Origin of the sequence: Photobacterium sp. GB-36 (assembly GCF_003026135.1) — a bacterium.
Lineage (GTDB): Bacteria > Pseudomonadota > Gammaproteobacteria > Enterobacterales > Vibrionaceae > Photobacterium.
This window is the reverse complement of record NZ_PYNY01000031.1, coordinates 1-19043: the sequence shown is the minus strand read 5'-3', so window position 1 is coordinate 19043 and position 19043 is coordinate 1. Positions and strand designations below refer to the sequence as shown.

20 protein-coding genes and 1 pseudogene are annotated in these 19043 nt (G+C 42.3%); 15 read left to right on the top strand and 6 right to left on the bottom strand.

What is annotated here, in order from left to right; genetic code table 11:
* Positions 1 to 6: 6 nt before the first annotated feature.
* Positions 7 to 1497 (bottom strand): guanosine-5'-triphosphate,3'-diphosphate diphosphatase, encoded by a 1491-nt coding sequence (gppA, locus tag C9J46_RS19080; RefSeq protein ID WP_107208576.1) that lies wholly within the window; start codon positions 1495 to 1497, stop codon positions 7 to 9.
* 22 nt (positions 1498 to 1519) lie between these two features.
* Positions 1520 to 2833, bottom strand: coding sequence for an ATP-dependent RNA helicase RhlB (gene rhlB / locus C9J46_RS19075; RefSeq protein WP_107208564.1), 1314 nt, complete (start codon positions 2831 to 2833; stop codon positions 1520 to 1522).
* A gap of 112 nt (positions 2834 to 2945) precedes the next feature.
* On the opposite strand from rhlB, the gene trxA reads away from it, so the two are divergent.
* The 6 genes from trxA (at position 2946) to fre (ending at position 8962) form a co-directional block, all read left to right on the top strand.
* The gene (gene trxA, locus C9J46_RS19070; RefSeq protein ID WP_005372169.1) at positions 2946 to 3272 is read left to right on the top strand and encodes a thioredoxin TrxA; all 327 of its coding nucleotides are present in this window, start codon (positions 2946 to 2948) and stop codon (positions 3270 to 3272) included.
* Between the two features lie 197 nt (positions 3273 to 3469).
* On the top strand, positions 3470 to 4735 hold the full coding sequence (rho, locus tag C9J46_RS19065) for a transcription termination factor Rho (RefSeq protein ID WP_005372168.1): 1266 nt from the start codon (positions 3470 to 3472) through the stop codon (positions 4733 to 4735).
* A gap of 126 nt (positions 4736 to 4861) precedes the next feature.
* Complete coding sequence (locus C9J46_RS19060) at positions 4862 to 5875, top strand: hypothetical protein (RefSeq protein ID WP_107208565.1); 1014 nt, start codon at positions 4862 to 4864, stop codon at positions 5873 to 5875.
* A 167-nt stretch (positions 5876 to 6042) separates the two neighbouring features.
* Positions 6043 to 7902, top strand: coding sequence for a 4-hydroxy-3-polyprenylbenzoate decarboxylase (ubiD, locus tag C9J46_RS19055; RefSeq protein ID WP_107288075.1), 1860 nt, complete (start codon positions 6043 to 6045; stop codon positions 7900 to 7902).
* Positions 7903 to 7975: 73 nt separating this feature from the next.
* Positions 7976 to 8242 carry a 2Fe-2S iron-sulfur cluster-binding protein gene (locus C9J46_RS19050; protein WP_199187169.1) on the top strand — a complete coding sequence of 89 codons (267 nt, stop codon included), beginning with the start codon at positions 7976 to 7978 and terminating at the stop codon, positions 8240 to 8242.
* 9 nt (positions 8243 to 8251) lie between these two features.
* The gene (fre, locus tag C9J46_RS19045) at positions 8252 to 8962 is read left to right on the top strand and encodes an NAD(P)H-flavin reductase (RefSeq protein WP_107247864.1); all 711 of its coding nucleotides are present in this window, start codon (positions 8252 to 8254) and stop codon (positions 8960 to 8962) included.
* 64 nt (positions 8963 to 9026) lie between these two features.
* Here fre and C9J46_RS19040 read toward each other — a convergent pair whose 3' ends face one another.
* Positions 9027 to 9899 carry a carboxylate/amino acid/amine transporter gene (locus C9J46_RS19040; protein ID WP_107291382.1) on the bottom strand — a complete coding sequence of 291 codons (873 nt, stop codon included), beginning with the start codon at positions 9897 to 9899 and terminating at the stop codon, positions 9027 to 9029.
* Between the two features lie 146 nt (positions 9900 to 10045).
* Positions 10046 to 10468 (bottom strand): universal stress protein, encoded by a 423-nt coding sequence (locus C9J46_RS19035; RefSeq protein WP_107208568.1) that lies wholly within the window; start codon positions 10466 to 10468, stop codon positions 10046 to 10048.
* A 254-nt stretch (positions 10469 to 10722) separates the two neighbouring features.
* Here C9J46_RS19035 and ftnA point away from each other — a divergent pair, with 254 nt between their 5' ends.
* The 4 genes from ftnA (at position 10723) to C9J46_RS19015 (ending at position 14245) form a co-directional block, all read left to right on the top strand.
* Positions 10723 to 11247 carry a non-heme ferritin gene (gene ftnA / locus C9J46_RS19030; RefSeq protein WP_107208569.1) on the top strand — a complete coding sequence of 175 codons (525 nt, stop codon included), beginning with the start codon at positions 10723 to 10725 and terminating at the stop codon, positions 11245 to 11247.
* Positions 11248 to 11316: 69 nt separating this feature from the next.
* A complete protein-coding gene (uspB, locus tag C9J46_RS19025; protein ID WP_105061214.1) occupies positions 11317 to 11652 on the top strand; it encodes a universal stress protein UspB in 336 nt (111 codons plus the stop codon).
* A gap of 150 nt (positions 11653 to 11802) precedes the next feature.
* Positions 11803 to 12912, top strand: coding sequence for a mechanosensitive ion channel family protein (locus C9J46_RS19020; RefSeq protein WP_107208570.1), 1110 nt, complete (start codon positions 11803 to 11805; stop codon positions 12910 to 12912).
* 145 nt (positions 12913 to 13057) lie between these two features.
* A complete protein-coding gene (locus tag C9J46_RS19015) occupies positions 13058 to 14245 on the top strand; it encodes an NAD(P)/FAD-dependent oxidoreductase (protein WP_107261870.1) in 1188 nt (395 codons plus the stop codon).
* A gap of 65 nt (positions 14246 to 14310) precedes the next feature.
* On the opposite strand, the gene C9J46_RS19010 is transcribed toward C9J46_RS19015, so the two are convergent.
* Complete coding sequence (locus C9J46_RS19010; protein WP_107291381.1) at positions 14311 to 15219, bottom strand: LysR substrate-binding domain-containing protein; 909 nt, start codon at positions 15217 to 15219, stop codon at positions 14311 to 14313.
* Between the two features lie 147 nt (positions 15220 to 15366).
* On the opposite strand from C9J46_RS19010, the gene C9J46_RS19005 reads away from it, so the two are divergent.
* From C9J46_RS19005 to C9J46_RS18985, 5 genes are all read left to right on the top strand, one after another.
* Positions 15367 to 15936, top strand: a complete 570-nt coding sequence (locus C9J46_RS19005) for an isochorismatase family cysteine hydrolase (RefSeq protein ID WP_107208578.1) — start codon at positions 15367 to 15369, stop codon at positions 15934 to 15936.
* Between the two features lie 31 nt (positions 15937 to 15967).
* Positions 15968 to 17035: an FUSC family protein gene (locus tag C9J46_RS19000; RefSeq protein WP_107247868.1), complete on the top strand. Its 1068-nt coding sequence runs from the start codon at positions 15968 to 15970 to the stop codon at positions 17033 to 17035.
* Positions 17036 to 17298: 263 nt separating this feature from the next.
* Positions 17299 to 17532, top strand: coding sequence for a cold-shock protein (locus tag C9J46_RS18995; RefSeq protein WP_039861059.1), 234 nt, complete (start codon positions 17299 to 17301; stop codon positions 17530 to 17532).
* A 338-nt stretch (positions 17533 to 17870) separates the two neighbouring features.
* Positions 17871 to 18080: a hypothetical protein gene (locus C9J46_RS18990; protein WP_107291380.1), complete on the top strand. Its 210-nt coding sequence runs from the start codon at positions 17871 to 17873 to the stop codon at positions 18078 to 18080.
* 225 nt (positions 18081 to 18305) lie between these two features.
* Entirely contained in the window at positions 18306 to 18518 is a 213-nt protein-coding gene (locus C9J46_RS18985; RefSeq protein WP_006647467.1) for a cold-shock protein, read from the top strand.
* A gap of 178 nt (positions 18519 to 18696) precedes the next feature.
* On the opposite strand, the pseudogene C9J46_RS18980 reads toward C9J46_RS18985, so the two are convergent.
* Positions 18697 to 19043, bottom strand: a pseudogene (locus C9J46_RS18980) (arginine decarboxylase); the annotation flags it as partial.

Genomic DNA, 19043 nt, shown 5'->3' with positions numbered 1-19043 from the left:
GAATGTTTAGTCTTGCGATGTCACGACCATAGGCCAGCCCATATCTGTTTGACGGGTTGCTTCTTGGTGTAGCTCACTACGCGTTAGCGGGTTGTTGATCAGCCATTTTGCAGGCAACAGTAACGTTAACTTATCGTTATCAACTTGCAGGCTAAATGGCGGTAAACAATGGGTATCACGACGGTGGCACATAATCACGGCAATACGTAATAAACGCAGTAATCGCGCCGCGCTTTGAGCTGAGAGGGCATGTTGCTCAGGTAAGCTGGTGAGAGGACCAATGTAGCGACGTAAGATTTCGGCCAGTAAATGACGTTGAGCACGGGTAAAACCAGGAAGATCTAGGTGCTTGATTAGATAAGCTGCATGATCTGCACTTTTCTTAAATTCAATGCTTGTCCCTATCTCATGCAGTTTTACCGCCGCTTCCAATAAGTTTTGTGCTTGAGGCTCTAGTTGCCAATTTGGGCATTGGCTTAACATCGACATTGCCATATCGTTGACAATATCGGCATGTTCGGTATCAATTTGAAAGCGTTGCTGAACACTGTTTATGGTACGAGTACATACATCATGATGGCGCATTTGTTCCATCATTTCATACACCATGCCTTCACGTAGCGCGCCACCGGCTAGCGTCATAGATTCAATTTTTAATGACTCAAATAGCGCGATTAAAATTGATAAACCACTAGGGAATACTAATGCGCGTTCTAGTGTTAAACCTTCAATATCAAGATCTTCTAAGCGCTCGTATTGCATAGCTTGACGTTGTAAGCGCTTAAGCTTTTGCAAGGTAATGATTTCATCCATTCCTTGCGCCAGCATAATTTCTTGTAGTGCTTGTACCGTTCCACTGGCACCAACACAAGATTCCCAACCGAGTTCGGTATAGCGTTCAATGATCGGTTCAATGACTTCTTTGGCGCCATTAATCGCCGCCTCGAAGTTGGCTGAAGTGAGGTAGCGATCTTTAAAGTAACGTTCAAGCCAAGTCACACAACCAATTTTTAAGCTGGTTAAAGCGCTGCTATCAAACCCTTTGCCAATAATAACTTCAGTGCTGGCACCGCCGATATCGACCACTAAACGTTTATCACTACCACCAGAGGTGTGCGCCACCCCTTGATAGATAATGCGGGCTTCTTCTTCACCCGGAATAATATTGACCGGATAACCAAGAATAGCCTTCGCCTTGGAAAGAAATTCTTCTGCGTTCACTGCTGTACGTAAGGCGGCAGTACCAACGATACGGATATGGTCGGCTTTGATATCTTGTAAGCGTTCGGCAAAGAGAGCCAAACAATCAAGGCCACGCTGCATCGCTTCTTCGCTGAGTACATTTTGGTTGTTAAGCCCTGCGGCTAAACGCACTTTACGTTTGATTTTCGCGAGTGTCTGAACACTGCCATTTACTTCGCGCACAATCCACATGTGGAAACTATTTGAGCCGAGATCAATGGCGGCATAAAGCGGTGATACTGAATTTCTTTCCATAGACATACATTACTTATCGTTATTACGCAGGCTTATTGTTTTGAGGCGGACGACGGCGATTATTGCGCGAACGTTGTTGCCCTTGACCTTGGCCTTGACGTTGAGTGTTACGGCGACCACCTTGACGAGGATTTCGTTGGAGGCGGATCGGTGCTGGAAGATCGTCTAACAATGCTTCTGAATCATACTTTGACTGTGGAATACCATGTTCAATGTAAGTTTCAATAGCGGTTAGGTTAATAGCGTACTCTTCACAAGCAAAACTGATTGAGTGACCACTTAGGCCTGCACGACCTGTACGACCAATACGGTGTACATAATCTTCTGCATCATCAGGGAGATCGTAGTTAAATACGTGCGTTACTGCAGGGATATGCAAACCACGTGCAGCGACATCGGTCGCGACTAAGATATCAACATCACCGTTGGTGAATTGATCCAAAATACGCTCACGTTTTTTCTGTGGCACATCGCCAGTTAGCAAACCAACACGATGACCATCAGCAGCTAAGTGACCCCAAACATCTTCACAGCGGTGCTTGGTATTAGCAAAAATAATTGCGCGCTCTGGCCACTCTTCCTCGATCAACGTTTGTAATAAACGCATTTTTTCTTGGTTAGATGGGTAGAACAATTCTTCTTGAATGCGGTGGCCCGTTTTTTGTTCCGGCTCAACGACAACGCTTTCAGGACTATTCATATGTTCAAATGCTAATTCTTTCACACGGTAGGACAATGTGGCTGAGAATAGCAGGCTTAAACGCTCGCTCGGTGCTGGCATGCGACGGAACAAGAAGCGAATGTCTTTAATAAAACCTAAATCGAACATACGATCGGCTTCATCAAGTACTACGACTTGAATGCTCGCTAAATCAATAACACGTTGCTTGTAGAAATCAATAATACGGCCACACGTACCGATTAAGATATCCACACCCTCATCAAGAATCGCTTTTTGCTTCTCGTAAGGTTCGCCACCGTAAGCGAGGCCGGCTTTCAAGCCCGTACTTGCAATCAGTGATGATGCATCATTATAAATTTGGATCGCCAATTCACGCGTAGGCGCCATGATAATGGCACGCGGTTGATTGGTTTTTCGATGTGCAGGCGCAGCAGTCTCCAATAAATGGTTAAAAGTAGCGGTTAGGAAGGCAATGGTTTTACCCGTACCTGTTTGAGCCTGTCCCGCGATATCATGGCCAGTGAGCATAACTGGCAATGCCAAGGCTTGGATCGGGGTACAATTATGGAACCCTTTATCATCCAATCCTTTTAAAACTAGAGGGTTTAACCCTAGCTCGGCAAATTTCCGCTCTGTGATGTGAGTCGTCTTCATTGCTATAGAATATCAGCTTAGGGTTGCAATACGAAACGTATTCCATTCAAATAGGGTAACGATTTGCTGGTAAAATAAGATCAGCTAACAAAATCAACTGTTGGAGTGGAAGATGAGCGACAAGATTGTGCAGCTTACAGATGCGAGTTTTGACACTGATGTAATCAATGCTGCTGGCCCGGTATTAGTCGATTTTTGGGCTGAATGGTGTGGTCCATGTAAAATGATTGCCCCTATTCTTGACGAAATCGCTGATGAATACGAAGGCAAGCTAACGATTGGTAAATTAAATATTGATCAGAATGCGGAAACACCGCCGAAGTTTGGTATTCGTGGTATTCCGACATTACTGCTGTTTAAAGACGGTGGTGTAGCGGCAACAAAGGTTGGCGCGCTGTCGAAAACACAGCTTAAAGAGTTCTTAGACGCGAACCTATAAGTGCAATTTTACAAACCATGGACAATTTGTAAGTTGTACATGGTTTGTCTAACGTCTATGCTAGACGGATAGAACGTTTAGTGTTACCTTAGCGCACAGAAATTACATTTTCGTTCATTTCTTGACCAGGCCCTATTGGTCATCTTTATCTCAACTAATATAGAACCCCGATTTTGACAGACAAGAAACCCACCACTATGAACCTTACAGAATTAAAGAGCCAACCGATTTCTAAGTTGGTATCACTTGGCGAAAGTTTAGGATTAGAAAACCTTGCCCGCTTGAGAAAGCAAGACATCATCTTCTCCATTCTTAAGCAGCATGCGAAGAGTGGTGAGGATATTTTTGGCGATGGTGTTCTAGAAATATTACAAGATGGCTTCGGCTTCCTTCGTAGCGCTGATAGTTCTTACCTTGCTGGCCCTGATGATATTTATGTATCACCAAGTCAAATCCGTCGTTTTAACTTACGTACTGGCGATACCATTGCCGGAAAAATTCGTCCACCAAAAGACGGTGAGCGTTACTTTGCACTACTGAAAGTTAACGAAGTAAACTACGACAAGCCAGACAACGCCCGCAATAAGATCCTATTTGAAAACCTTACCCCACTGCATGCAAACTCACGTATGCGTATGGAACGTGGTAACGGTTCTACAGAAGACATCACAGCACGTGTTCTTGATTTAGCATCACCTATCGGTAAAGGCCAGCGTGGTCTGATTGTTGCTCCGCCAAAAGCGGGTAAAACAATGCTACTTCAAAACATTGCCCAAAGTATTGCCCATAACCACCCTGAGTGTGAGTTAATGGTATTGCTTATTGATGAGCGTCCAGAAGAAGTGACCGAGATGCAACGCCTTGTAAAAGGCGAAGTGATTGCATCAACGTTTGATGAGCCAGCATCACGTCACGTACAAGTGGCTGAAATGGTAATTGAAAAAGCAAAACGTTTAGTAGAGCACAAGAAAGATGTGGTTATCTTACTTGACTCAATTACACGTCTAGCACGTGCATACAACACCGTAATTCCTTCTTCTGGTAAGGTATTAACTGGTGGTGTAGATGCCAACGCCCTTCACCGTCCTAAGCGCTTCTTTGGTGCTGCACGTAACGTAGAAGAAGGCGGTAGCTTAACTATCATCGCAACAGCACTCGTTGATACTGGTTCGAAAATGGATGAAGTTATCTACGAAGAATTTAAAGGTACAGGTAACATGGAACTTCACCTTTCTCGTAAGATCGCTGAGAAACGTGTATTCCCTGCTATTGATATCAACCGCTCAGGTACGCGTCGTGAAGAGCTACTAGCGAAAGCGGACGAGCTACAGAAGATGTGGATTCTACGTAAGATCGTTCACCCAATGAGCGAAACTGACAGCATGGAATTCTTAATTGATAAGCTATCAATGACGAAGACTAATGATGAATTCTTTGATGCGATGCGTCGTCAGAAGTCATAATACGCTGTACTGAGTCACAGATTTTGAAAACGTCGCCCACGGGCGGCGTTTTTTATTGACAGAAATTACCTTGTATTGCGATGGTATGGGTAAGGAAGAAGAGTTTTACTTCGCTAGGGAGGCGTTATGTTACGACATTGGTGTGCGCTAGGCTTGCTGATCGCCTCGGCATTACAGCCTATTTCTGCGACAGAGATAACCGAAGCGAAAATCCAGCATATTAAGCAAATGCCACAATTTGTTGCTCACATTGAGGCGCTCAAACCTTATTATGATCACAGTGATTTTCAGTCATTGGAGATTCTGCTTGATCAACTCCCACCATTAACTCAAGAAGTGGCTCGTAGCCAGTTGATCAAATACGCCAGCGAAGTCGGTCGTTTTAACACTGCTCGTATTGCGTGGCTCAAAATTCAAGCGAAGCGACAATCACCGTTTACTATTACTGAGCAAGGTGATGGTTATACCGTCAGCCGAATGGCTTTCTTTTATAGTAATCAAGCCAATGGACTGCTGCGTGAGTGGAAAAAGGACTTAGTGAGCCAGCGAGCTGTGATTAACTTAGAGCGAGGAAAATTGACGTTATCTGAATGGCTAAAAGGCGATTTAGAGCAGCAACAGAAGCGCAGCCAAGTGATTGCACGTGCGATCGCGCAATTATCACCGCCAGCAATTAATGCGCTGGTTGAGCAGTTTCATTCAGATCCTCAGCTGATTTGGCTGCCAGATAACAGCATCTTAGCAACCTTAGCAGCACACTCTAATGATGCGAAGTTGTATGATGTGTTATGGCGTCGCCGTACCGATCAATACAGCTTGGCAGAATTAAACCGTTTATCTCAAGTTACCGCTTCTGATTTTGTGGTAAGCCAATTAATTGCAGCAACAGCAAACCCTTCATTAAAAGAGTCAGCATACCGCGCTTTAACCAGTTTTAAGCCATTGCCTGATAAAGCCAAAATCTTTTTACAGAACCAGTTAGGTAACGAAATAGAACGTTTGTTGATCACGCCTCACTTGCTTAAGCAAGGTCATGGTCACTGGTTACAACAACTCTTAACTGCCAGCAGTGATCCTGATTTAGTTGCTCATATAGAAGAGTTGTTATCGATGGGCTCAGTGTCTGCAATGAAACCCTAACCCCTTTATTTACTAGGGTGATAACCAGCTTAATTGAAACATCTGGTGGCGAAATTAGACCGCAGAACGGGTGTTTTAGCCTCTACAACTGGTTATACTAGCGAAAATCATTCTCATCACTACGCTGTTATTTTCGGTTATGGCGTAGCTCAATCGTGGTATCAGATATGAAATTCAAGGATCTGCGAGACTTCATCGCCTATTTAGAACAAAACGGGCAATTGAAGCGAATTAAGCAAGCAGTCGATCCCGATCAAGAAATAACAGAAATTAGCGATCGCACTTTACGTGCTGGTGGTCCTGCGCTTTTGTTTGAAAATCCTATTGGTTACAACATGCCAGTGCTTGCCAACTTGTTTGGTACGCCACAGCGTGTTGCGATGGGAATGGGGCGCACAGAAGTGAAAGAGTTGCGCGAAGTCGGTAAATTATTAGCGTATTTAAAAGAGCCTGAGCCACCTCGTGGTTTTCGTGAAGCGTTAGATAAGATCCCAGCATTTAAGCAAGTACTCAATATGCCAGTGAAGCGTCTGCGCAATGCGCCGTGCCAAGAAATTGTGTGGCAAGGTGATGAGGTTGATTTAGATAAAATCCCTGTAATGAGCTGTTGGCCTGATGATGTGGCACCACTGCTTACATGGGGCTTAACCATCACTAAAGGACCACATAAAAAGCGCCAAAACTTAGGGATTTATCGTCAGCAAAAAATCGCGAAAAATAAAATCATTATGCGCTGGTTGGCTCACCGTGGTGGGGCATTAGATCTGCGTGAATGGATGGAAACCCATCCGGGTGAGAAATTCCCAATCACTGTCGCTTTCGGTGCCGATCCGGCCACGATTTTAGGGGCTGTAACGCCAATTCCAGATACCTTATCTGAGTACGCTTTTGCAGGCTTACTGCGTGGGCGTCGTACTGAAGTGGTGAAAAGTTTAACCAATGACTTAGATGTGCCAGCAAGTGCAGAAATTGTCATGGAAGGCTATATCGACCCTGAAGAGTTTGCTGATGAAGGCCCGTATGGCGATCATACTGGTTACTACAACGAGAAAGAGCGTCATCATGTCTTTACCATTACGCATATCACCATGCGTAACGATCCGATTTATCACAGCACCTACACTGGTCGTCCGCCCGATGAGCCTGCAGTATTAGGTGTGGCACTTAATGAAGTCTTTGTGCCTATTTTGCAAAAGCAATTTCCTGAGATAGTTGATTTCTACCTGCCACCAGAAGGGTGTTCATACCGCATGGCAGTGGTGACGATGAAGAAGCAATATCCGGGTCATGCCAAACGTGTGATGATGGGCGTATGGTCTTTCTTGCGCCAATTCATGTACACCAAATATGTGATTGTGTGTGACGAGAGTGTCGATGCCCGTAATTGGGACAGTGTGGTGTCTGCGATGACAACTCACATGGAGCCCGTGCGTGATACCTTGTTCATTGATAATACCCCAATTGACTCATTAGATTTTGCTTCGCCTGTGGTTGGGCTTGGCTCTAAAATGGGCTTAGATGCAACAGTGAAATGGGACGCTGAGCTTGCGAGTACACCATCAATTGCAACCAAATATGATCAGCAATTTGATGTTGAAGCGGGCATAGCTGCTTTGCGTGACACTTATTCTGAGATCATTGATATTTACTTACCGACGGCAAGTAAGCAGCAGATGGCGATTGTAAGTATTACCAATACTGAAGCGGATCAGGCGCAACGTGTGATGCAAGGTATTTGGGACTTCATGGCGCAGTTTAGTGATGCAAAATTTGTCATCTTGTGTGATCAAGACGTCAACGTGCGTGATTGGAACGATGTTATTTGGGCGATCACTACACGTATGGATCCTAGCCGTGATACGGTACAGCTAGCGTCAGTATTAGACCAAAGTAGTAAGCTTGGATTAGATGCGACGAATAAATGGCCTGATGCTGTGGCACGTGAATGGGGCAACCCAATAGTTAAAAATCCGCAAGTTGTCGCGAAAATAGATGCGATTTGGGACCAACTTGGGATCGAGATCTAACTGTTTATCGCTATACTGAGCGGTAGAGTGAGTATTATTTATTGCTGCTTCAAATAGTCAGTAGTAAGAGAAAATTATGTATCAAGTACGCCTGTTGCCAAACAACATCACCTTTACTGCGTCAACGCAGCAAACGGTATTACAAGCAGCGCTCGACGCAGGCATTACTTTTCCCAATCGCTGTCAGGTAGGGGCATGTGCTATGTGTCTGTGCCGTAAAACATCCGGTGAAGTGAGTTATCAGTTAGCGCCAATGCTCACTGAAAAAGAACAAGCGGAAGGATGGATTTTTACCTGCCAAGCGGTCGCGGAAAGTGACTTGGTGTTAACGTTAGACTAGAGGAAAACCATGTCTATCCAGTGCGAAGTAAAGTCAGTACAACCCTTAGCCGCGAACACGTATCGCATTTTGTTAAAGCCTGAGCAGGCGATTGATTTCAAAGCGGGACAATATCTGCTTGCGGTAATGGGCGAGAAAGATAAGCGTCCATTTTCAATTGCCAGTAGCCCATGTCGTGAAGGCGAGCTTGAACTACATATTGGTGCGGCAGAGCAAAATGCGTATGCATTAGAAGTCGTAGAAGCGATGAAAGCGGCATTAGATTGCAATGAACCTGTGGTGATTGATGCTGCCCACGGTGATGCATGGCTGCGCCATGAAAGTGAGCGTCCACTACTAATGATCGCCGGTGGTACTGGTTTTTCTTATATCCGTAGCATGCTTGATAACTGCATTAGCCGTGGTTTAACCCAGCCTATTTTTGTGTATTGGGGTGGTCGTGGTATCGATCAGCTGTATGCGAATGAAGAGATGCAGGCGTTAGCAGCCAAACACGGCAACATTACCTATGTGCCTGTAGTTGAAAATGCCCCTGCAAACTGGTCAGGCAAAGTCGGTAATGTATTGGATGCTGTTGCAGAAGATTTTGTTTGCCTATCAGCGTACGACATCTACGTGTGTGGTCGTTTTGAAATGGCAGGTGCCGCCCGTGAGCGTTTCTGCAGTGATAAAAATGCGCAAAGAGAACATATGTTTGCTGACGCATTTGCGTTTATTTAACGATTAAATGTTTAAACCAAAGCCAGCGTTAAACGCTGGCTTTGTTGTTTTTATAACAAGCGATTTACCATTGGCTTTGCTGAACTTTGCGTTTCACCCAGGTTTCATTTAGCCACAGTGAAAACATTATGATCACGCCACCGACTATCAAACGTGAATAATCCACATCACGATTCCAAATCACGATATTCACAATCAACCCAGCAGGTACCAGTGCATTATTCATGATTGCCAGCGCGCCAGCATTGACTAACGTCGCCCCTTTATTCCAGATGAAATACCCTAAGCCTGAAGCAACGATACCAAGATAAACCAATATCCCCCATTGAGTATCGGTCGTCGGTAGCTTGTCGTTATTGCCAAACAATAAGAACATCGGTAACGCGATACAGATAGCACCAATGTAAAACCAGCCAAATACCGTATGTTGTGGCAACTCTGTGGTTTCTTGTTCGATAATTCGCTTATAGCCCACTTGCCCGATAGCAAAACACAGGTTCGCCCCTTGGACGATGAAAAAGCCGATAATAAAGTTTTGGTTGATGCCTTCAAACTTGATCACAGCAGCACCCAGTACAGCGATTGCTGCGGTGAGCAAATACCACGGAGAAAACTGTTTATGGAGTGCATCGTAAATCAAAGTGACATAAATTGGGGTGAAAATAGTAAACAGTAATACCTCAGGCACACTGAGATATAAAAAAGATTGGTAGTAGAAGCAATACATGATCCCTAATTGGAAAGCGCCAACCATCATTAATTTGAGCGCTAATTTGGGATGAATATGTTTAAAGCGTAAAAAAGGGATAAAAACCAACGCGGCTAAACTGACACGAGTTAATACAGAAAACCAAGGGTCAACCTGACCGGCAAGGTAGACGCCAATTAAGCTAAAAGAAAACGCCCATAAAAGGGTGATGACAGATAAATATCCCATTACGCCAGCAACATCCATTTGAAAAATTAAGGGTATGCAGTGTAGCGAAAGTTAATCTTGTCGCCTATGAAAGATAGAGTAGAAAATAACAGGTATGAGCAGCAGCCAACGGTGTTGGCTGCTGGATTAAGAGGGGGATAGCGAGATTATTTCAGTGGAATCATTAATAAATCAACAGGCGTACGGCTTAGAAGTTGGCGGGTTGATGATAAGATTTTGCTCCAGAAATCTTGATGATGACCACAAATGACCAAATCAACATCCATGTTTTTTATCGCATGACAAATTTCTTCACTCAGATCACCGCTACCGACAAGGGTATGTGACACCGGATAGTGTGCTTTTTGTGCCAGTTGATGAAGGCGTGTTTGCGCATCATTTTCAGCACGCTCATGCATCTCTGCTAAATTAATATCAATGAGTCCGGTGTATAAATCAGCGTAATCAACATCGATATGGATCAGAGATAACTTCGCATCTAGGGCTTTGGCTAATAGCGCGGCCTTATGGACTAATACTTCGCTATCGTCTGATAAATCGATGGCGGCAAGGATATGTTTATAGACCATTAACTGACACTCCATATTCATTAGGTATGATTCATATTAGCATTGAGTATGGGGCAAAAATATCGATTTAGTCGCATCTTATTACGGAGTTGTGGTTAATTATTTTTCAAAAACAAGTAAGCGATTTTACTGTTGATTTCGTACTTCATGAAAAATAAAAGAGAATTATCTCAGTATTTTTTTTCGTTAGTTGCATTCTAAACAATGCGCAGTGACAATGTCTTGATTACACTTAAACAAACAGGAGTAGTGCAATGTTAGCCAAGGCTATGGTTGATAACCTAAACGAGCAAATCAACTTAGAATTTTTCTCTTCAAACCTATACTTACAGATGAGTGCATGGTGTGAGGATAAAGGTTTCGAAGGTGCTGCTGAATTTTTACGTGCTCATGCCGTTGAAGAAATGGAACATATGCAACGTTTGTTTACTTATGTGAGCGAAACAGGCGCATTGCCAATTCTTGGTACGATTGAGGCGCCAAAACACGAATTTGCATCACTAGGTGATGTATTCCGTGAAACCTATGAGCACGAGCAATTAATTACTAAGAAGATCAATGAGCTTGCTCATGTTGCATTTACTACGCAAGATTACTCAACATTTAACTTTTTACAGTGGTACGTATCAGAGCAACACGAAGAAGAAAAATTGTTTAAAGGCATTTTAGATAAAATTGAGTTAGTCGGTGAAGACGGTAAGGCACTATTCTTTATTGATAAAGATTTATCCGCGATGGCAAAAGCAGAGTCTACATCTGTTATGGATTCACAAGCCTAATATTGATAGGGAGCAAATTTGCTCCCTTATCTCCCGGCGAGTGGAACCGCATTTTTTGGGAGAATATATATGAGTAGTGATGCATTTCTTTTCGCACTTTTTTTAGTGGCAGTTGTTAATACGTCTCGTTACATCAGTACCTTAAGAACATTGCTGGTGGTGATGCGAGAATGTGATCCCCTGTTGTATCAGCAAGTGGATGGGCGCGGTTTTTTCTCTTCTCAAGGTAATGTCAGTAAACAGATCCGTTTATTTCATTACATCCGCAGCGAGCAATATAAAAAGCATCATGATCCGGTCTTTATGGCGAAATGTATTAAAGTACGTAAGCTATTTGTTCTCGCCAGTACCTTTATGATCACCTTTTTTATCGCGATTTTTGCGGTTGCCTTTCTTGGCTACTAACACTTCTTCGACGGAGCACTAAGAACCTTGTTTTTAGGCTAGCTTTGCGCGGTGTCTGATGTTTAGTATGATCTCAATATAATATGACGGATAGGCTATATCGGTAGCCTATTTTTTGCGTATCGCTAATCATAGAGAAACAGAAACGTTATGGAAAAGTTCATATATTGGTGGTCGTCGTTAGAAAAGGGCGCATCTGTCGATTGGATGTATAACATTGGCTTACTGTTATTGTTGAGCTCGGTGTTATGGGGCGGATGGATCTTATTGTCACGCCGTTTAGCTATAGTGGCAGAAAAAAGTCAGTTTATTTGGGATGACGCATTAATCAGTGCGATCCGCGCCCCCATTACTTTATGTATTTGGGTTTGGCCGGGGCTGCTGTCGATAGGCATATTAGTCGATAACTTGACCAGTTATTCCAGTACATCATTATCGACTCTTCGTCATCTGTTGCTGATCTGGACCATTGTTTGGACGCTATTTCGTTTAATTTCCAATATGGAGCAGACCATATTGGAAAACCGACCGCAGCGTGATGCGACAACCGTAAATGCGATATCGAAGATTTTGCGTTTAATCGTCATGGTGTTTGGCGGTTTAATTGCGATGCAAAATCTGGGCTTGAGTTTATCAGGCTTACTCACCTTTGGTGGTGTTGGTGGTTTAGTTGTCGGTATGGCAGCCAAAGATCTGCTGGCGAATTTCTTTGGCGGCATGATGTTATATTTTGATCGTCCGTTTAAGGTGGGTGATTGGATCCGCAGTCCTGATCGTCAAATTGAAGGTACGGTAGAGAAAATTGGTTTCCGTATGACCATTATTCGCACCTTTGATAAGCGTCCAATGTATGTGCCTAACTCGGTGTTTAGCTCGGTGGTGGTAGAAAATGCGTCTCGCATGCTCAATCGCCGTATTAAGCAAAGTGTCGGTTTACGGTATTGTGATGCTGCGGTGGTGGGTGATGTCGTGCGTGATATTAAAACTATGCTACAAAACCATCCAGATATCGATACTCGACAAACCTTGATTGTGAGTTTTGATACTTACGGTGCGTCGTCACTTAATATCTTGGTATATACCTTTACCAAAACGGTTGAATGGATTAAGTACAAAGACGTACAGCAGGATGTGATGCTTAAAATTGTTGAGATTGTACATTCGCATGGGGCCGATTTTGCTTTCCCAACCACAACATTAGACATGCCTGCAGCGGCATCTACGGCATTGGCCTCTATTGAGCGTGCTCAGCAAGCTTAATAGGTTTGCTATCAGGATAAATTATTACGGTTGGTATTACGCCATTAGGTAGGTAAAATAGCCGCCGCGAGAGAGAAAGGATGCTAGCGACTAGCATCCTTTTTTCGTTTTTCCCTTAGTGTTTTTGAAAGGCAGATAGTAATTCATGGCAAATAAATACGATGTCGTCATTATCGGTGCAGGTGCTGCAGGGCTAATGTGTGCAGCTGAAGCGGGTAAGCGTGGTCGCTCTGTATTGGTGGTTGATCATGGTAAGAAGCCGGGACGTAAAATCCTGATCTCAGGTGGCGGTCGTTGTAACTTTACCAATATGGATGTGGCCGCGAATAATTATGTTTGTCGTAATCCACACTTTGTGAAATCTGCGCTATCTCAATACACCCAATGGGATTTTATAGGCATGGTGTGCCAACACGGGATTGACTATGAAGAGCGTGATCATGGCCAGTTATTCTGTTTAGATTCAGCCAAAGACATTGTTCAAATGTTGTTGTCTGAATGCGATATGCCTAATATCGCCCAGCGTTACCAAGTCGATGTTCATAGTATTGAAAAGACGGATTCAGGCTTCACGCTTGGCCTTAATACCGACACCGTTAGCTGTGAATCGCTGGTGGTCGCAACCGGTGGTTTATCGATGCCGAAACTGGGTGCAACCCCGTTTGGTTATCAAATTGCTGAGCAGTTTGGCTTGAAAATGATCCCAACTACTGCAGGTCTTGTACCGTTTACGCTGCATGTAGAAGATAAAGAAGCATTAGCTGATCTGTCTGGTATTGCTGTTCCTGCGGTCGTTGAAACTGAAGATGGCACTTCATTTAAAGAGAACTTACTGTTTACCCACCGTGGTTTATCAGGTCCTGTGATATTACAGGTATCGTCATACTGGAAGCCGGGTCAGAAGATCACCGCAGATTTATTACCGCATTTAACCTTGGCTGACACCTTAAATGAAATGCGTGACGCACACCCGAATCAAAGCTTAAAGAACTCACTGTCTCGCTTACTGCCGAAGCGTTTAATTGAAGCGTTGATTGAGCGTGGTGATGTGCAAGATAAACCGTTAAAGCAACTTAATCACAAAGAGCTGGCATTACTGAGTGAATACTTCCACCAATGGCAGATCGCGCCAAATGGTACAGAAGGCTATCGTACAGCAGAAGTGACATTAGGCGGCGTTGATACCGATGAATTATCCTCAAAGACCATGGAAACAAAGAAAGTGAAAGGCTTGTACTTTGCGGGTGAAGTGATGGATGTGAGTGGTTGGTTAGGTGGCTATAACTTCCAGTGGGCATGGAGCTCTGGCTATGTTGCTGGGCAATATGCCTAATTTATTTGATACCATATTTTTAATACTCTCTTATTAGGCAAGATAAGAGAGTATCTCCCTGCCTATCAAGACGTTACTGACTTTTCTTGTTTGAGCGTGTCTTGCAGCCAAGCAATAACGTTTTGTACTTCTGGTTTGTTCTGGTTTTCTTTCTTACTGACGATGAAATAGCTACAACGGCTTAATACACTATGGGGTGTAAGCTCAGCTAATAAGCCTGCTTTTATTTCATCGTTGACAAACATTCGATGTGTAACAAAAACACCCAACCCTGCGATAGCAGCTTCAATAGCCTGCACAGAGCTTTGAAAATAACGTCGCTTGGTATTGTTAGGTACATCGACGCCTAAGCTTTGACACCAATGTGTCCAATCAGCATCACGTAGAGAGCGATCCACCCAAATTGTTGGCTGTTCAGCAAAGTAGTTATTTAAATCATCAGGAAGAGGCTTTTTTGCGGGGCTACCGACTAGCACCAACCTATCTTCATTCCAAGGAACCACGTTGTATTCAGGCCATTCATTTCCCTCACCATAACAAATAGCAATATCAAGGTTATGGGGTAGTAGCTCTAATGCCAACGTCGAATGCGTAGAAAAACGTAAATCAATATCAGGATACTTTTCTTGTAATGCAGGCATTCGAGGAATTAACCATTTTAGCCCTAAGGAAGGAATAATACTGATAGAGATCTGCTGCTGAGAGGTTAACTCTCGAAGAGTTGCCTGCTCAATGATATTTATCCCCTCTTGAATGGCACGTTGATAGCGTTTTCCATCTTCCGTTAACGTCATTTGACGTGTTGTGCGATGAAATAACCGCTTTCCGAGATAGCTTTCAAGGCTTTGAATACTTTGACTAACAGCAGAGTGAGTGACGCACAATGCATTGGCTGCTTTAGAAAAATTAAGGTGTTCACATACGCTGAGAAAAACAGGTAGCGATTTTAATGGCGGTAGATGCTTCATTTTCATCTGTTAGAAAAACTTACATAACCGTAAGTATATATCGTTTCTCTCTATTGTTGCTAAAAACTAAAATACAGTGAAAACAAGAAGAAATATTCGTTTTTAGCAGGATATTTAATTGAAGTGCTAATGATCTAACAAGAGAAAATTATGATGAAAAAAGCATTACTCGTTATCGATTTTATTAATGATATTGTCCACCCCGACGGCAAAATCCCATCATGTGCTACGCATGTTCAAGAACAAAATGCGATAACCCATGCCAACCAAGCGCTTGCATATGCCCGTAAAAATGATTGGTTAGTGATTCTCGTTAAAGTCGGATTCGAATCCCATTATTATGCCCAACCTAAAAACTCGCCAATCTTTGGTTTGGCCAATCAATATAAGGCATTGCAGTTAGGCTGCTTTGGTACTGAATTTCATGATGATTTAGATGTACAAACGAGTGACTTTATTATTGAAAAACCAAGAATTAGCCCTTTTTACGGTACACCATTAGAAGCGGTTTTACGTGCCAACCGTATTGAACATGTGTATTTAGCTGGTGTGAGTACCACTTTAGCTATTCAATCGACGACCCGAGATGCACATGACCGCGATTATAAAGTGACGATTATTGAAGACGCTTGTGCTGCAGACAGTCAGCAAACACATCAACAGTCTATTGAGTTGCTTTCTCGACTTGCCGAAGTGATCAGGGTTGAACAGCTTACCTGTTAGTAATTGAGACAAATACAAGAGCATAAAGCCGATGAAAATGACATGGGGCTATAATCAGTGGCATATAAAACAGACACTATCTGCATGGTGTGATGTACCAACGCTTGTGTGCATGACGGTTGCTATTTTTCCCTGTTTCATTGTGGCGTGTATAACCGGCGATCATCATTACCTGCAACTGGGGTTGGTGAGTGGGGCACTTTTTTGTGTGCAAAATAGTTTAGGTTTAAGTGGGTTATTAGAAACGTGCTTACATTGGCTGGCTATTATTTTAGGTTTTACGGTGTTGTATTGGGTGCAAAGCTCTCCACTGTTGTTTGCTTTGTTCTGCGCTTTATTGGGGGCGATTTGCGCCAGTTTTGCTTATTGGGATAAAAATTTAAAATCGTTAGGAAATTGGATATTGATCCCCGCGTTATATTTAAGTTGTGAGCTTTATGATCGTGTAAACCCTCATACATTTACTCATGCGTATATAAAATTACTTGAACAATTACCCGTTACCTTAATTGGACCAATATTGGTTTTAGTCTGTTTAAATATGGCTAAAATGCCGAAAGATCGGACATATGCTCTGATTGGTAGGGATCATCCCTATATCGTTAAAAAACAACCAGCGGTCATTTACTCGGTATTAAGTATTTTCTTCGCTATTTTTATGACCGCTGTTTTTGTTAAATATTTCGCTATAAAACAAGGACAGTGGGTTATTTGGTCTTCGGTGAGTGTGATAACCGGGGAACTAAGTAGTATGCATAAAAAGCTTAAGCATCGAGGTAGAGGGGCGGTATTAGGTTTAAGTTTAGGAGGAGCGGCTGTTTATCTATTTTCACTTATTGGAAGTGCTACAGTACTAAATAGCTTTGCCGCGTTTCTTATTCCTTTAACTCTCGTCATTAAACCTTATCCTGTCGCTTTTACATTACGTTGTATGTTTATTGCCATTGCTGCTGGCTCGATGACACATACAGAATCAATTGCTATGGTTCGAATGTTCGATGTTGTATTGGGTGGTGCGATTGGTGTGATAAGTGTTTATGTTGTGACTTATGTGATTAGCCCTTTATTGAAAATAAAGAGAGAAAAAGAGGGATATTGAATCGATATTTAAATTTAAAATGATTACTATCAATGAGTTACATTGATAACCAAAAATTATAGAAAATAAGCCTTTACAATTACTGGTTATAAGACAATAATGGCGTCGCTCTGTTGTTCAGAGTTATTAATGAAACATCAAGTAAAAGTAAAACCTCAGAATTTCTTCGTTATTGTTGTCATCCTCAGTGTTTCCCTTAGCTTCATCGTCACATTCAATAATTCAAGCTTTCAGCGCATCGTGATTTTTTATTGCGATAACTCATGAATTTTAAATTAAATAAGGGACACAATATGTCTACTGGTATCGTTAAGTGGTTCAACGAAGAGAAAGGTTTCGGTTTCATTACTCAGGATAATGGCGGCGCTGACGTATTCGTTCATTTCCGTGCTATCGCTTCTGAAGGTTTTAAAACTTTGGCTGAAGGCCAAAAAGTTTCTTTCGAAGTAGAGCAAGGTCAAAAAGGCCTACAAGCAGCTAACGTTGTAGCGCTATAAGAATTTAAGTTGGCGCAAAGAGTTATATACTATTTGCGCCGCTTTCAAAGTAAAAATAATTAGTTATACCGTACCATCGAAAATAATAACCACTTCCAATATCTGCTTTTGTTTGTATTTGTCGTTACGTTCCTATTTCCCTCGTTACCTATAATAAATAGATTTTATACTCATTTTTTAATTTAAATGTACTAAGAAATATCTTAGAAATTAATTTAAGTTAATGATAAAGCTAAGGATATGCTCATGTCTCGATCTCTTGGTCGTAAACGATTTTGGTTTCAACAAAACCGCCCTGTAAATACAATAAATACACAAACAGAAGAAGCAGTAAAGTAATGAACGTAAATTTTAACTTATTAAAAAATAAATATTCTTGGCATTCAACAATTCATCAGTTAAATAGTGATGTATTAACCCGACATGTATTAATGAAAGGGAATGTTGATAATGTGGATATTAATTTCTCATACTGTGAAAAAACCGGTAAAGGCGATATTACTAATGCTGATAATAAACTAATTGGTAATTTCACTATCTCTTATTAATACCTAAAGGGTATTAAATTAATCGAATAAACTCATTCGCTTAATTTAATAATCTTACTCGCTGAAAATTGAAATTTGTCATCTTTTTCGTAGAAGAAAACTGTTTATCGCCGCATTTATGTTGTTTTATCCGTGTTTCCCTTTGCTTTATCGATAGTTCAAACATCGTTATTTCGGCCGTCGCGTGTTGCGACACCTCAATGAAATACATATAAGGGACACATAATGTCTAATAAAACACTTGGTTTAGTAAAATGGTTTAACGAAGAGAAAGGTTTTGGTTTTCTAACTCAAGACAATGGCGGCGCTGACGTCTTCGTTCACTTCCGTGCTATCGCTTCAGAAGGTTTCAAAACCTTAACTGAAGGTCAGAAAGTTTCATTTGACGTAGAGCAAGGCCAGAAAGGTCTGCAAGCGGCAAATGTTATCGCGCTATAAGTTTATCTGCTGATAAGCATGAAATGCTGGCTAAGGCCGGCATTTTTTATATCTGTAATTTGGCGTTATTGATTGCGATGTAATACGCACGATATTAATTTTATGAATGGAATAACATAAAAAAATCCCCACTCAAAGAGCGGGGATTTAGGTAATCACACGTTATCGATTTAGTCGATTATAGAGCGTCTTTTTTGATACAAAGAACGTGGTATTTACCGTCTTCGATCTCAGCGCCTTCAGTTTCGTGTTCGAAACCTGGGAATTCTGCATCCCATGCTTCTAGTGCTTTCAAGTACTGAATTTGAGGACTTGTTTCGTCACCGAAGTTTTCACCACCCATTAGCATTGGGATGCCTGGTGGGTAAGGGATAACAGAGTTCGCTGCAACACGACCTACTAGCTTGTCAGAAGGTACTAGCTCAACTTCATCAGATACGACGAACTGGTAAGCAGTACGTGGTTTCACTTCCATCTCTGGAAGGCTAGAGTAAGCGTGGTTTAGTACTTGGCTTGGGTTATGAC

Bases quoted from the DNA above. Each gene is read 5' to 3' on its own strand.
- C9J46_RS19005 (WP_107208578.1), top strand. From the start codon at position 15,367: ATGAAAAAAGCATTACTCGTTATCGATTTTATTAATGATATTGTCCAC.
- C9J46_RS19020 (WP_107208570.1), top strand. From the start codon at position 11,803: ATGGAAAAGTTCATATATTGGTGGTCGTCGTTAGAAAAGGGCGCATCT.
- C9J46_RS19015 (WP_107261870.1), top strand. From the start codon at position 13,058: ATGGCAAATAAATACGATGTCGTCATTATCGGTGCAGGTGCTGCAGGG.
- C9J46_RS18990 (WP_107291380.1), top strand. From the start codon at position 17,871: ATGAACGTAAATTTTAACTTATTAAAAAATAAATATTCTTGGCATTCA.
- ftnA (WP_107208569.1), top strand. From the start codon at position 10,723: ATGTTAGCCAAGGCTATGGTTGATAACCTAAACGAGCAAATCAACTTA.
- C9J46_RS19040 (WP_107291382.1), bottom strand. From the start codon at position 9,899: ATGGGATATTTATCTGTCATCACCCTTTTATGGGCGTTTTCTTTTAGC.
- C9J46_RS19010 (WP_107291381.1), bottom strand. From the start codon at position 15,219: ATGAAAATGAAGCATCTACCGCCATTAAAATCGCTACCTGTTTTTCTC.
- C9J46_RS18995 (WP_039861059.1), top strand. From the start codon at position 17,299: ATGAATTTTAAATTAAATAAGGGACACAATATGTCTACTGGTATCGTT.
- fre (WP_107247864.1), top strand. From the start codon at position 8,252: ATGTCTATCCAGTGCGAAGTAAAGTCAGTACAACCCTTAGCCGCGAAC.
- rhlB (WP_107208564.1), bottom strand. From the start codon at position 2,833: ATGAAGACGACTCACATCACAGAGCGGAAATTTGCCGAGCTAGGGTTA.
- C9J46_RS19060 (WP_107208565.1), top strand. From the start codon at position 4,862: ATGTTACGACATTGGTGTGCGCTAGGCTTGCTGATCGCCTCGGCATTA.
- uspB (WP_105061214.1), top strand. From the start codon at position 11,317: ATGAGTAGTGATGCATTTCTTTTCGCACTTTTTTTAGTGGCAGTTGTT.
- C9J46_RS18985 (WP_006647467.1), top strand. From the start codon at position 18,306: ATGTCTAATAAAACACTTGGTTTAGTAAAATGGTTTAACGAAGAGAAA.
- C9J46_RS19035 (WP_107208568.1), bottom strand. From the start codon at position 10,468: ATGGTCTATAAACATATCCTTGCCGCCATCGATTTATCAGACGATAGC.
- C9J46_RS19000 (WP_107247868.1), top strand. From the start codon at position 15,968: ATGAAAATGACATGGGGCTATAATCAGTGGCATATAAAACAGACACTA.
- gppA (WP_107208576.1), bottom strand. From the start codon at position 1,497: ATGGAAAGAAATTCAGTATCACCGCTTTATGCCGCCATTGATCTCGGC.
- trxA (WP_005372169.1), top strand. From the start codon at position 2,946: ATGAGCGACAAGATTGTGCAGCTTACAGATGCGAGTTTTGACACTGAT.
- ubiD (WP_107288075.1), top strand. From the start codon at position 6,043: ATGAAATTCAAGGATCTGCGAGACTTCATCGCCTATTTAGAACAAAAC.
- rho (WP_005372168.1), top strand. From the start codon at position 3,470: ATGAACCTTACAGAATTAAAGAGCCAACCGATTTCTAAGTTGGTATCA.